A 14,187-nucleotide genomic window follows, 5' to 3' on the forward strand; every position below is an offset into this window, starting at 1 on the left:
TGGGGGTGACCGAGCATAAGCGCACCCCATTACCGACCGCGACGATCATTCACTTCGCGTATGCGTGACCATCGCTTCACTTCTTGCGCTTCTTCGCCTCTTTATCGGATTTCTCGAACGCTTCTTCCAGGGCAAGGTTGATGGTGCGCAACACTTTGACTCGCGCCCAGCGTTTGTCATTGGCTTCCACCAGGGTCCATGGGGAGATTTCGGTGCTGGTGCGATCAACCATGTCACCAACAGCGGTCCGGTAGGCGTCCCATTTTTCGCGATTGCGCCAGTCGTCTTCAGTGATCTTGAAGCGCTTGAACGGGATCTCTTTGCGCTCCTCGAAACGATCCAGTTGCGTCTGCTTGTCGATGGACAGCCAGAACTTGACCACGATCACCCCGGCATTGGAGATCTGCTCCTCGAAGTCGTTGATCTCGCTGTACGCGCGCAACCAGTCAGCCGGGCTGCAAAAACCTTCGATGCGTTCGACCAGTACCCGGCCATACCAGGAGCGGTCGAACACGGTGAATTTCTGCCGCGCCGGCAGGTGTCGCCAAAACCGCCACATGTATGGATGCGCGCGCTCTTCTTCGGTCGGCGCGGCAATCGGAATGATGCTGTATTGACGAGGATCAAGCGCGGCCGCGACGCGACGAATCGCCCCGCCCTTGCCCGCCGCGTCATTGCCTTCGAACACGGCGATCAAGGCATGGCGGCGCATGCGTTTATCGCGCATCAGGCCGGAAAGTCGCGCCTGCTCAGTCACCAGTTGCTCTTCGTAATCGCTCTTGTCCAGACGCAGGGTCAGGTCGAGACTGTCGAGCAGGTTGACCTGGTCCACCGCGCTGCCCACAGGCGCTGCGCTGACTTTATCCGGATGAATTTGCGGCCGTTTAAGGGCGGCTTGCAGGCCATCAAGCAGAATCTTGCCGACCGCGAGGCTGCGATAACGCGGGTCCATCCCGGCGATGACATGCCACGGCGCATAGTCGCGGCTGGTGCGACGCAGGATGCGTTCGCCATATTTCACAAACTTGTCGTAAGTCTGCGACTGCTGCCAGTCCAGCGGGCTGATGCGCCAGCTGTGCAGCGGATCGTCGGCGAGGGATTTGAGCCGCGCCTTCATCTGCTTCTTCGAGAGATGAAACCAGAACTTGAAGATCAGTGCGCCTTCATCGCAGAGCATCTTTTCCAGACGCTCGGCGCCATTAATGGCCTGATCCAGCCGTGGATCCTTGATCTCCCCGTGAACCCGCGCCTGCAGCATCTGACTGTACCAGTTGCCGAAGAACACCCCCATGCGTCCCTTGGCCGGGAGCATTCGCCAATAACGCCAGGCGGGTGGATGCGCCAGTTCTTCGTCGGTTTGCTGATCGAACGTGCGCACTTCGATCAGACGCGGGTCCATCCACTCGTTCAGTAGCTTGACCGTTTCGCCCTTGCCCGCGCCCTCGATGCCGTTGATCAAAATGATCACCGGAAAACGTTTTTGCTGTTGCAGCTCGAACTGCGCATCCAGCAGGGCTTCGCGCAGCGCCGGCACCTCGGCTTCGTAGGTGTCTTTGTCGATGACGTGACCGATTTCAGCAGATTCGAACATGGACGGCTCCTTTCCCGGATTCAGCAAGACTAGCGGATCAGACCACGCCGCGGTGGAGTAATCCCATCCATCTCGCCCCCCGTAGCAGCTGCCGAAGGCTGCGTCCCGCCTCACACCACCCACCCCCGTAGCAGGCGCCGAAACCTGCGTCCAACCTCCCCCCCACCCCCCGTAGCAGCTGCCGAAGGCTGCGTCCGGGTGCGCAGCACCCGCAATATCTGCCTGATCATAAGACGCGGACCTGGAACGAGCGACCGCTACGCGTCGGACGCAGCCTTCGGCAGCTGCTACACGCAGAGGAGCGATCGGCTAGAATGGCCGCCTTGCCGTTGCCGAGCCTGCCATGAAACCTGCATTGCCCCACGCCCAGATCGACTGGGACGACCAAGGTCTGCCGCGTTCGCGAGTGTTCGACGATGTGTATTTTTCGGACAAGTCAGGTCTTGATGAAACCCGCTACGTGTTCCTTGAACAGAACTGTCTGCGTGACCGCTTTGCGGCATTGCCGGAGGGCGGACGGCTGGTGATCGGCGAAACCGGATTTGGCACCGGACTGAATTTCCTCTGCGCCTGGCAGTTGTTCGAGCAGCACGCGGTGGCGGGTGCGCGGTTGCATTTTGTCAGTGTCGAGAAGTACCCGCTGAGCCTGCCCGACCTTCAACGTGCCTTGGCGCTGTGGCCGGAACTGAAGGCTTTTGCCGATCAGTTGCTGGCAATTTATGTGGCCATCCATCAAGGCTTCCAGCGACTGACACTGGCCAACGGTCGAGTCACCCTGACCTTGCTGGTCGGCGATGCGCTGGAGCAATTGCCGCAACTCGATGCGCGGATCGACGCCTGGTTTCTCGACGGTTTTGCCCCGGCGAAAAATCCCGACATGTGGACTGCCGAATTGTTTGCCGAACTCGCGCGCCTGGCCGCGCCCGGCTCGACCATCAGCACGTTTACCAGCACCGGATGGGTTCGACGCTTGCTGAATTCGGCAGGCTTCAAGATGAAGCGCACGCCTGGCATCGGCCACAAGTGGGAAGTTCTGCGCGGTACGTTTCTCGGATGGCCCGAAGAGGCTGCGCCAGTGGCGACCGTAAAACCGTGGTTTGCCCGTCCGCCAGTGCTCCACGGCGAACGACATGCGCTGGTGATCGGTGCCGGGCTGGCAGGCTGCGCAACGGCAGCGAGCCTCGCCGCTCGGGGCTGGCGGGTCAGTTTGCTGGAGCGTCACGCGACCCTGGCCCAGGAAGCCTCGGGCAATCCTCAAGGCGTGTTGTACCTTAAGCTTTCCGCGCATGGCACGGCGCTGTCACAATTGATCGTCAGCGGGTTTGGTCATACACGTCGGTTGCTTGAGCAACTTCAGCGCGGCGTCGACTGGGATGACTGTGGGGTGCTGCAACTGGCTTTCAATGCCAAGGAAGCCGAGCGCCAGGCGCAACTGGCGGCGGCGTTTCCCGAAGACCTGCTGCACTGCCTTGATCGCTCGCAGGCCGAAGAACATGCCGGTGTCGGCCTGGCATGCGGCGGGTTGTTTTACCCCGAGGGTGGGTGGGTGCATCCGCCTGCCCTGTGTAAATGGCAAGCGGCGCATTCGAACATTCAGCTCCTGACGCATCACGATGTGCTGCAACTGCGGCGCTCCAGTAACCAGTGGCAAGCGCTGGACGGCGAGACAGTGCTCGCCCAGGCGCCCATCGTAGTGCTCGCCGGCGCCGCCGAGATCAAACGTTTCCCTTTCAGCAGTGATCTGCCGCTCAAGCGTATTCGCGGGCAGATAACTCGCCTGCCGCAGACTCCTGAAAGCCGGATGTTGAGCACGGTGGTCTGTGCCGAAGGTTATATCGCGCCAGCACGAGCAGGTGAACACACCCTCGGCGCCAGTTTCGATTTCAACAACGAGGACTTGACTCCGACCGTTGCCGAACACGCCGGAAATCTACACATGCTTGAAGAAATTTCCATGGACCTGGTGGCTCGGCTAGGCGTCGAGGCGTTGCAGCCCGAAACGCTGGAGGGCCGCGCAGCCTTCCGCTGCACCAGCCCGGACTACCTGCCGATCGTCGGACCAGTCGCCCAAGGTCCAGCTTTCGTCGCTGCGTACAGCGCATTGAGTAAGGATGCCCGACACACCCCGGACATCGCTTGCCCATGGCTGGACGGTATGTACGTCAACAGCGGTCATGGTTCGCGCGGACTGATCACCGCCCCCTTATCCGGCGAGCTGCTCGCCGCCTGGCTCAATGACGAGCCTCTGCCGCTGCCCAAGGCAGTTGCAGAAGCCTGTCACCCGAACCGTTTTGCCTTGCGTCGATTGATCCGTAATAAACCGCTTAATCCAGTTTGAAGCAGACCTTCTGCTCAGCCGCTTGCATGGCTTGCTGAGTGAGACGTTTGAGCAGATTTTTTTGCGCCGTCTCCATTTCACTCACGATGCCATCGACGTGTGCCAGATAGCCGTCCCCCAGGGCCTCCCGGGTTTCGATGGCCGTCTCTACTCGTTCATGAAACGGCGCAGCCAGATCGGTGAACTGTTTAGCGTGGTGCTCGCGCAAGAAATCGCTCCAGAACGCGCGGCTGCTAATGTCATCCAGCAGGTCGGAGGAAAGTTCAGCAGCCATCACTTTATCGTAGGCGCTATTCAGGTCGCCTGGTGTTACACCACCCAGGGATGAGTAGAGCATGTGCGTCGGCTGGCCGATCAATTCGAGCTTTACGGCCAGCCCGGTGCGGTAGGCCAGGGCCACTTCCACGGGATCGCTTTGCGGATGGGTGCGCACGTACTCATCGGACAGCGTAGCGAGGTAATCCTGGCGAAACAGACGCCGCCCCAGATCCAGCAGCCGCGCAGCCTGATCGTGAGCATTGGCCGACTCCCGAATCAAGGTGTCGATATCGACGGCTGTCTCGAGATTGCTGAACAACATCGCCGTGGAATCATTGCAATTGGCGCGTTCGGCCAAGGGCAGGAGGTGGTCACGCAACGCCGAGTCTGCCTCGGCCGCTTCAATCACGCTCCACACCCGGCGGGTCATGTCTTCATGGACGAAGCGGTTGTCCGCAGTGCTCCCGAGCTCTGCCAGCAGTTGAAAAAAACCGGCTGAGTGGGGTTCATTCTTCAATGCGGTCCAGCTGCGATTGCGACCGGCATAGTTTTCCTCTCGCGCATCGGGCATCCAGAGCTCGCGAGCTTTCTGCTCATTGATGACCGCAACATCATCTTCCAGGAATCCCATACCGATGCCGTTGGCGTCACGATAGTCCTTGAGCTTTGCCCTGCTCGCTTCGGACAAAGGGTTATGCCGCAGCACCATCCTTCTGGCGAATTGTCCGGGAACGCGGAACAGCCAGTCGGGCAGCTCGCGAATATCGTTTCCGCTGAGATTGACCAGCTCGAGATACGGAAGCCTGGACAGACCCACAGGCAGCTCAGTGGAGTGAGTATCGACCATGAGCAACGAGCGCAGATCAAACATTTTGCTGACATCAACCGTCGCGCCCAGACGATTACCGGACAGCTCCAGGACCTTCAATTTGCGCATGGCGGCCATTTTGCGCAAGGTGTGTTCAGTCAGTGCCAGTTTGTTTCGGGTCAGACTCAAGTGCTCAAGGTCCGGCATGTGCGACAGGGCTTCCGGCAATCGTGACAATTGATTGCCATCCAGTTCCAGCCTGACAAGACCTTTGAAAGGCTTGAGGAAATACGCCAGTTCGTCGCCCGCGCCCATGTCCCTGATGCAAAGCGTTCGCACGTGAGCAACGTCCTGTTCGGTCAGTGTCGGCAAGGCGCCGACCGGGTTGCGCTGCAATTTAAGGGTAGTCTGGGCCAGACCGGCAGGCCATCGCGGCGGCGTGATCCGGCGCCAGCAGTTCTCGATTGCATTGGCTACCTGGCGACGACTGACACGAACATCGTTCAGCGTACCGGGGACTTGCTTCATCTGCACTTCGTCATCGCGCCAGCGGTGCAGCACAGAGCGCAGTTTCTTCCATTGCTCCTGCAGATCCTTGATTCTGTCTGCGCGCAATTTATGGGTAGTGCCGGCAGCATCAAGAAAAGCCGACACTTGCGCATTGGTGAAGAGCGGATAAAGCTTGCGCACCTTTCGGATCAGACCCCATGGGTACGCGTTGGAAACGGGCGGATCAGCCTGGGTGCAAGCCGACAGATGTGCCGGCGCCTCGGTTTTCTCACCTCTCAACACCCGCGTGGTACGCGCCGGGTTGCCTGTCGCCGCAGTGACCAGATGCTCTCGCAGCAACACGCTATCGAAGTTATCCGCACCGGACAGTCCCATCCGGGTGCGCCGGCCCGCTGGCAAGGCATGGAGGATTGCCTCCACAAATGTCCTGCTCGTTCGGGTGACGACCAACGTGTTCTGGAGATGATTGACGTGATAGCCGCCTGACGTCTTTACGATACATTCACCCACCGATGCATCCGCTTTCCCCACGCTGTCCAGCAAGGTGCCTGTCGGTGAGTCCTGCCTGACCTCAAGGCGAAAATCCTCGTCCCAACCCTGAAGTTGATCCAGCAGCCTGAGCGCCAGTTGATCGCTGTCGGAGTTGGCCAAATGCGGCAGATGCAGCCCTGTCAGCGCACGGTCAACCCTGAGTGAAGATTGCATTGCCCTGACCTGCTCAACCAGATCCAGCCCGAGCATCTTGCGGTCGCGCAGAAAAACCCGATCGCGCTGGCTGGCCTGCGCCAGTAATTCCTCGGCAACCCGGGTGGGCACGTCTGCGCCCAACGCGCGCAATGTTGCGACGGCCGCGCTGGGCTCGCCATCATAGGATTTGTAAAGCCACTCATGCAGCGCCCGGCGATCGTCCTTGAGGGAGGCGCCGATTTTGCTTGCCAACAGCCCGGCTTTTGACTGGCCGGTTGTGACTCCGATAATACCTTCGACCTCCTGCGGGTAGAGCCCGGCAATCACAGTATCGAGCAGTTGCCCGGCGTCGAGCTGCTTTTGCGATACGTGGACGCTGTTGACTTCGTCATTGACCGGTGCCGTTTCCGGGAAGCGCGCTACCACCAGGCTTTGATCATCCCGTACCTCGATAAAACGATGCGCCGGCCAACCAGGCAACCTTGGCAGGGTGTGCAATTGCTCCTGCAAAAACTCTGTATTGGCGTTCTCGCCTGCCTCCATAGCGTTGATGAACCTGCTGATGTGATCATTCAGCTTGAAACGTTCGATGCAATCGTTGAGTCGAGCCGGCAATTTGAGATTGCTCTCATGCAACCGGCACAGCTCGGCCGGTGAGACCCCTGCAATGTCGGCGATTTGCGTCAGTTGACGTTGCGAAAAAGTGTCCAGGCGAGGCGCCGCCCGCTTAAGGGCATAGCCACTGTCCGGCCATTCATGCGCGTGTTCATGGACATATCGCCAACCCCCTTCGGCATTGCGTTCAACGGCAGGGGCGTACGCATCCGGGTGCGCAGGATGGCTAATCTGCCAATGCTTCAGCGTACTGTTATGAGTAACCCGAAAAGCCGAATTTTCCATGACAATCGACGTGTGCTCGCCGTCTTTGTAAATCCCTTTGGCATCGGGCTGCAATGTCTCGGGCAACGCCGACGTTTGCCGATAAGGTTGAAGATCAGGTTTCCACAGCCGTTTTTGACCATCGGCGCGGGTTACCGCTTCGAAGCCATCAAAAAACGCGGCCTGCTCTTTCATCCCTCGACTGAGCGCAGCCGACACTATTTTGCCGCCCACGGCAAATGCTGCCAACTGGGCAAGGTTCTCGACTACTGTGAGCAAATGCGACAGGGCCCGGTGGCGTTCGGCATGCGTCCAGTCCTGTACGCCCTCGTATACTTCACTGGCGATTTCGATGACGGCTGCGCCGAGCATTAACTGGCCCAGCGCCGGTACGAAAAACGCCGCCGCGTTCAGTAAAAGAACACCGTCATCAAGCAATCGCTGTATGGTTTTCTGGCGCTGCCGTTCGTCCACATCGGCGCTCGAAACGGCGAGCACTTGCGCATCTCTCTGGGTCTTGCTGACAAAGGCCCCGAAGAAAAAACCAGACAGGCACGTCGCTGGCGTAGCGGTCAGGTTACCCAGTGATTTGTCTTCATCGAATGCGGTAAAAAAATCAGTTTTATCATGGCCGGGAAGCAACTGGCTGGCGAAGTATTGCCGGTAGCTTTTGGTCTGCAGTTTCAGGCTCAGGTAGACCTTGAACTCATCCAGCGAAGCATATTCAAATAGCGGCCTGCGCGGCTCGTTGGGCATGTAAACCACACACTTTGCCGTCGGCTCGGTGTCGATCGAGACAGCGCTGAACACTAAAGCGCCACAGACGCAGGCTTCGTGAATCATCAAGCCCTGCCAGATGACCGGCGAGCCATCAAACAAAGCGTTTTGCGTTTGCGCGGCAGGCACATCCTGATTGATCACGCTTAGCAGCATCGTGTAAACCGCCTCACTGATGTCCTTTTTAAGCGAGGCGATGTGTACGGCGATTTTCAGATCAAGCAATTTCGACTGCTGCACATCAGCCGCTGTGGCGGATCGATTCCCTGTGGATTGGGCGGGTAATGCCAGGACCTCGGCAATGTGACTTTGATACCGCGCCCCGAGGTCAAGCTCTCGGCAGAGCAGCGCGAATTTCGTCGGAGTCATCACCGGACCGGTCTGGGCCAGCCCATTGATTCGTATCAATGATTCTCTCGGGATGCCGTCACTCTCGGACTCTTCAGCGGTGAAATTCTCCATGGCCGCGTGCAGCAGGCTGCGGGAAGTGGTGGTGATTTTTTCCTCGAAGTCGACAGGGAACGGAGTGGAAGTACTGGTGATCGATCTTCTGACGATCTCCAGGGTGTCCCGCTCGACATCGAAATCGCCAGTCCACTTGTCCTTGAGGGTGCGTGTCAATTCTTCCTTGCAAAACACGTCCAGCGGCTTGAGCTTGTCGAGCACTTCTGCGGCCCTGGCCTGCGTGAGACCGCTTTGTTGAAAAGCCGCTCTCAACGCCTGCACTGTCGCCAGGTCTGCGCCGGCCAGCCAGGGTGGAGTGGACTTTTCCAGGACTTCAGCCTTGTCCAGATCAGCCGTTTGTTCGACAACCGCAGCAGTCCGATCTGCGGGGGTTAAGGTGATGCCGGCTGGTGTTATCTCGGGGCTATTGAGCATGTGCAATATCCTTATTGCATTAAGAATCACTCAGTCTAAGAGGTGTGCTGCTCCATTGATAATTCGATTATCGGTTGAGATCGCAGGTCGACTGGCCAAGTACTCGAATGCAAGGCAGCACTATTTACCACCCGAGGCGGGCTCCGTTGTGCTGGCTCTGTACGGCGAAGAGCGCACGCCTGCTTATTACTTATCGATCTAAAACTCCCATGGTCTCAGTGGGTCAGTTTCTGAGTACCCGCGTTTTTGACGCTGAATTGTACGGCCCTCCCCAACGGAAAAACCGGTAAGGATTTTATGTGTGGACTAGCTGGCGAGTTACGCTTTGATCATCAACCTGCAGACCTTGCAGCCGTTGAACGAATCACCCATCACCTGGCACCGCGCGGCCCCGACGCGTGGGGCTTCCATGCTCAAGGGCCAATTGCCCTGGGCCACCGCCGCCTGAAAATCATGGACTTGTCGGACGGCTCTGCGCAGCCGATGGTCGACAATCAACTCGGCTTGTCTCTGGCATTCAACGGCGCGATCTATAACTTCCCGGAGCTGCGCACCGAACTGGAAAACCTTGGTTATGCGTTCTATTCCGGCGGCGACACCGAAGTGCTGCTCAAGGGCTATCACGCCTGGGGCGAGGCCTTGTTGCCCAAGTTGAACGGTATGTTTGCCTTCGCGATCTGGGATCGCGACGCCAAGCGGCTCTTTATTGCCCGCGACCGTCTCGGCGTAAAACCGCTGTACCTGTCGCGCACCGGCCAACGGCTGCGCTTTGCCTCCGCATTGCCAGCGTTGCTCAAGGGCGGTGACATCAACCCGATGCTTGATCCGGTTGCGCTCAACCATTACCTGAATTTTCACGCGGTGGTCCCTGCGCCGCGCACCTTGTTGGCGGGCATTGAAAAACTGCCGCCAGCGACCTGGATGCGTATTGACGCCGACGGCACCACTGAGCAGAAAACCTGGTGGACTCTGCCTTACGGCCCGAATGCCGACGAGATGAATTTGACCCTCGAAGACTGGCGTGACCGGGTGCTCGACAGCACTCGCGACGCGGTGGCTATCCGTCAGCGTGCAGCCGTCGATGTCGGCGTGCTGCTCTCCGGCGGAGTCGACTCGAGCATGCTGGTCGGTCTGTTGCGTGAAGTCGGCGTGGAAAACCTGTCGACCTTTTCCATCGGTTTCCAGGATGCTGGTGGCGAGCGCGGCGACGAATTCCAGTATTCGGATTTGATCGCCAGGCACTACAACACTCAGCACCATCAACTGCGCATCGATGAAAAAGAGATCATCGAGCAGCTGCCTGCGGCCTTCCGCGCCATGAGCGAGCCGATGGTCAGCCACGACTGCATCGCGTTTTATCTGCTGTCCCGGGAAGTGGCCAAGCACTGCAAAGTAGTGCAAAGCGGCCAGGGTGCCGATGAGCTGTTTGCCGGTTATCACTGGTACCCGCAAGTGGATGGCGCCGCCGATCCGTATGCAGCGTATCGCGAGGCGTTTTTCGACCGCAGCTACGACGACTACGCCGCCACCGTGCAGCCAGAATGGTTGACCGCCAATGACGCCGCCGGCGACTTCGTCAAGGAACACTTCGCCCAACCCGGCGCCAATGCCGCAGTAGACAAGGCGCTGCGCCTGGACAGCACGGTGATGCTGGTCGATGACCCGGTCAAACGTGTCGACAACATGACCATGGCCTGGGGCCTGGAGGCCCGCACGCCGTTCCTGGATTACCGCCTGGTGGAATTGTCGGCGCGAGTGCCGGGTAAATTCAAACTGCCGGACGGCGGCAAGCAAGTGCTCAAGGAAGCCGCTCGCCTGGTGATCCCGAGTGAAGTGATCGACCGTAAAAAAGGTTACTTTCCGGTGCCCGGCCTCAAGCATTTGCAGGGCGATACGTTGAACTGGGTGCGCGAACTGCTGCTCGATCCCAGCCAGGATCGCGGTCTGTTCCAACCGGCCATGCTCGACCGTCTGCTGACCGATCCACAAGGCCAGCTGACGCCGCTGCGCGGCTCCAAGCTGTGGCAGCTGGCTGCGCTGAACCTGTGGCTCAGCGAACAAGGAATCTGATCGATGAAACCCCACGCCACGGCTTATAGCCAACGCTTGCTGCGCGGTCAGACGCCCTCCTACGAACGTTTGCAAGCGCGACTGGCCGAAGACGGCAGTGAATTGAGCGCAACACCGAAAGTGGTGCATTGCGGCTGGGGCCGGTTACTGATCGGCCACACCTTCCCTGACCCTGCGACCCTTGCCCGGGAGCTGCTCAACGAGCGACCCGGCGAGCGCGACATAGCGCTGTACGTCGCCGCCCCGCAGCAGATTCTCGGTCTGGAACCGGCGCAGCTGTTCCTCGATCCATCGGACACCTTGCGCCTGTGGTTCACCGATTATCGCCAGTCCACTCGAGTGTTTCGCGGATTTCGCATCCGTCGGGCACAGAGTGACGCCGACTGGCAGGCGATTAACCGGCTGTACCAGGCGCGTGGCATGTTGCCGATCGACGCCAGCCTGCTGACCCCGCGTCACCAGGGTGGCCCGGTTTACTGGTTGGCGGAAGACGAAGCCAGCGGTGCAATCATCGGCAGCGTGATGGGCCTCAATCACAGCAAAGCGTTCAACGACCCGGAAAACGGCAGTAGCTTGTGGTGCCTGGCCGTTGATCCTCAATGTTCACGACCGGGTGTTGGTGAAGTGCTGGTGCGGCACTTGATCGAACACTTCATGAGCCGAGGGCTGACTTACCTGGACCTGTCGGTTTTGCATGACAACCGCCAGGCGAAAAGCCTTTACGCCAAGCTGGGTTTTCGCAACCTGTCGACCTTCGCCATCAAACGCAAGAATGGCATCAATCAACCGTTGTTCCTTGGCCCGGGCCCTGAAGCCGAGTTCAATCCATACGCGCGGATCATCGTTGATGAGGCGCATCGGCGCGGCATCGAAGTGCAGGTGGACGATGCTGAGGCCGGGTTGTTCACCCTGATCCACGGCAGCCGGCGTGTTCGCTGCCGCGAATCCTTGAGTGATCTGACCAGCGCAATCAGCATGACGCTTTGCCAGGATAAAAGCCTGACCCATAAAGTGCTGCGCAACGCTGGCTTGAAACTGCCGGCGCAGCAGCTGGCAGGTAACGGCGACGACAATCTGGCGTTCCTCGATGAGCATGAACGGGTGGTGGTCAAACCGCTTGATGGCGAACAGGGCCATGGTGTGGCCGTGGATCTGCGCACGATTGAGGACGTTCAGCAAGCGATCGAAGCTGCGCGGGAGTTCGACAGTCGCGTGCTGCTGGAAAGCTTTCATGAAGGCCTCGATTTGCGCATTGTGGTGATCGGATTCGAGGTGGTCGCAGCGGCGATTCGCAGACCGGCCGAAGTGGTGGGCGATGGTCAACATTCGATTCGTGCGTTGATCGAAGCGCAAAGTCGGCGTCGTCAGGCGGCTACCAGCGGTGAAAGCAAGATTCCGCTGGATCACGAGACCGAGCGCACCCTCGCGGCGGCGGGATATGACTACACCAGCATTTTGCCGGCGGGCGAGCACCTTTTCGTACGGCGTACGGCCAACCTGCACACCGGCGGCATTCTTGAAGATGTCACGGCGATTCTGCATCCGACTCTGGTCGATGCGGCCGTGCGTGCAGCGCGTGCCCTGGATATCCCGATGGTCGGTCTCGACCTGATGGTGCCGGCCGCCGATCGACCGGACTACGTGTTTATCGAAGCCAACGAACGCGCCGGCCTGGCCAACCACGAACCACAGCCGACGGCGGAACGGTTTGTGGACTTGCTGTTTCCGCACAGTCAGGCGGCCGGCTCATAAAGATGCGGCAACCCCACGTAGCAGCTGCCGAGGAACGAAGGCTGCGTCCTAAAGATGCCGCAGCCCCCATGTAGCAGCTGCCGAGGCACGAAGGCTGCGTCGTAAAGATGCCGCAGCCCTATGTAGCAGCTGCCGAGGAACGAAGGCTGCGTCCTAAAGATGCCGCAGCCCCATGTAGCAGCTGCCGAGGCACGAAGGCTGCGTTGCGTGTCCGCAGGACTCAAAAGGGCCGCTGCGCAACCCGACGCAGCCTCGTACCTCGACAGCTGCTACACAACCCTGCACGCCTTCATTTCATCGAAACCATCGATGTTCTTTACTCATCAGGAGTTTCCATGACCCACAAAATCCCCGAACCCGATCTCGCTTACCTGCAGAAAGTGCTCCTGGAAATGCTCGCCATTCCCAGCCCGACAGGGTTCACCGACACCATAGTGCGCTACGTCGCAGAGCGTCTTGAAGAGCTGGGTATTCCCTTCGAGATGACCCGGCGCGGGACGATCCGCGCCACACTCAAGGGCAAGAAAAAAAGCCCGGACCGCGCCGTGTCCGCGCACCTGGACACCATCGGCGCGGCCGTTCGCGCGATCAAGGACAATGGCCGGCTGACGCTTGCCCCGGTGGGTTGCTGGTCGAGTCGATTCGCCGAGGGCAGCCGCGTCAGCCTGTTTACCGACAACGGCGTGATCCGTGGCAGCGTATTGCCGCTGATGGCTTCCGGGCATGCGTTCAATACCGCCGTGGATGAAATGCCGATCAGTTGGGACCACGTCGAACTGCGCCTGGACGCATACTGTGCAACGCGTGCCGATTGCGATTCGCTGGGCATCAGCGTCGGCGATTTCGTTGCTTTTGACCCACTGCCGGAGTTCACCGAAAGTGGCCACATAAGCGCTCGTCATCTCGATGACAAGGCGGGTGTAGCGGCACTGCTGGCAGCACTTAAAGCAATCATCGACAGTGGCCAGGAGCTGATGATCGACTGTCATCCGCTATTCACCATCACCGAAGAAACCGGCAGTGGCGCCGCAGCGGCGTTGCCTTGGGACGTCAGTGAATTCGTCGGCATCGACATCGCCCCGGTCGCACCCGGTCAGCATTCCAGCGAACACGCGGTGAGCGTGGCGATGCAGGATTCCGGCGGGCCCTACGACTATCACTTGTCCCGCCACCTGCTCCGCCTGGCCAGTGACAATGATTTGCCGGCGCGTCGGGACCTGTTTCGCTACTACTTCAGCGATGCACATTCGGCGGTCACGGCCGGTCATGACATTCGCACTGCCCTGCTCGCCTTCGGCTGCGATGCAACGCATGGCTACGAACGCACGCACATCGACAGCCTCGCCGCGCTCAGCCGTCTGCTCGGTGCCTACATCCTGAGCCCGCCGGTATTCGCCAGCGATGCGCAACCGGCCAAGGGTTCGCTGGATCGCTTCAGTCACCAGATCGAGCATGATACGCAAATGGAAAGCGACACACGGGTGCCGTCGGTGGACAGCTTGGTGGGGCAGCGGTCGGATGATTGATTGAAGTTGCGTGTTGCCTGAGCACAGGTGTTTGCGGGCAAGCCGGATCGCCGCATCGCTCGCTCCCGCCATTGCCGGGTCTCGGCGCAGACCCGGTCAAAGGTAGGAGCGC

The 14,187-nt window shown here is 59.5% G+C and carries 6 protein-coding genes; 4 read left to right on the top strand and 2 right to left on the bottom strand.

Annotated features, from left to right (window positions below; translation table 11 throughout):
- Positions 1-76: 76 nt before the first annotated feature.
- Positions 77-1,591 (bottom strand): polyphosphate:AMP phosphotransferase, encoded by a 1,515-nt coding sequence (gene pap, locus F8N12_RS06095; protein WP_150579650.1) that lies wholly within the window; start codon positions 1,589-1,591, stop codon positions 77-79.
- Positions 1,592-1,934: 343 nt separating this feature from the next.
- Between pap and mnmC the strand changes: the two genes are divergently transcribed.
- On the top strand, positions 1,935-3,929 hold the full coding sequence (gene mnmC / locus F8N12_RS06100) for a bifunctional tRNA (5-methylaminomethyl-2-thiouridine)(34)-methyltransferase MnmD/FAD-dependent 5-carboxymethylaminomethyl-2-thiouridine(34) oxidoreductase MnmC (protein ID WP_150579651.1): 1,995 nt from the start codon (positions 1,935-1,937) through the stop codon (positions 3,927-3,929).
- On the opposite strand, the gene F8N12_RS06105 is transcribed toward mnmC, so the two are convergent.
- Positions 3,916-8,727, bottom strand: a complete 4,812-nt coding sequence (locus F8N12_RS06105; RefSeq protein WP_150579652.1) for an NEL-type E3 ubiquitin ligase domain-containing protein — start codon at positions 8,725-8,727, stop codon at positions 3,916-3,918. The two genes, mnmC and F8N12_RS06105, sit on opposite strands and share 14 nt — an antisense overlap.
- Positions 8,728-9,024: 297 nt before the next feature.
- Between F8N12_RS06105 and F8N12_RS06110 the strand changes: the two genes are divergently transcribed.
- The 3 genes from F8N12_RS06110 to F8N12_RS06120 all read left to right on the top strand — a co-directional run bounded on the left by F8N12_RS06110 (position 9,025) and on the right by F8N12_RS06120 (position 14,075).
- Positions 9,025-10,797, top strand: a complete 1,773-nt coding sequence (locus F8N12_RS06110; RefSeq protein WP_150579653.1) for an N-acetylglutaminylglutamine amidotransferase — start codon at positions 9,025-9,027, stop codon at positions 10,795-10,797.
- Positions 10,798-10,800: 3 nt separating this feature from the next.
- Positions 10,801-12,549, top strand: a complete 1,749-nt coding sequence (ngg, locus tag F8N12_RS06115) for an N-acetylglutaminylglutamine synthetase (protein ID WP_150579654.1) — start codon at positions 10,801-10,803, stop codon at positions 12,547-12,549.
- Positions 12,550-12,884: 335 nt separating this feature from the next.
- Positions 12,885-14,075 carry an osmoprotectant NAGGN system M42 family peptidase gene (locus F8N12_RS06120; RefSeq protein ID WP_150579655.1) on the top strand — a complete coding sequence of 397 codons (1,191 nt, stop codon included), beginning with the start codon at positions 12,885-12,887 and terminating at the stop codon, positions 14,073-14,075.
- The last annotated feature ends 112 nt before the right edge of the window (positions 14,076-14,187 follow it).

The organism is Pseudomonas fluorescens, from assembly GCF_902497625.1.
GTDB classification, from domain to species: Bacteria; Pseudomonadota; Gammaproteobacteria; order Pseudomonadales; family Pseudomonadaceae; genus Aquipseudomonas; species Aquipseudomonas fluorescens_BQ.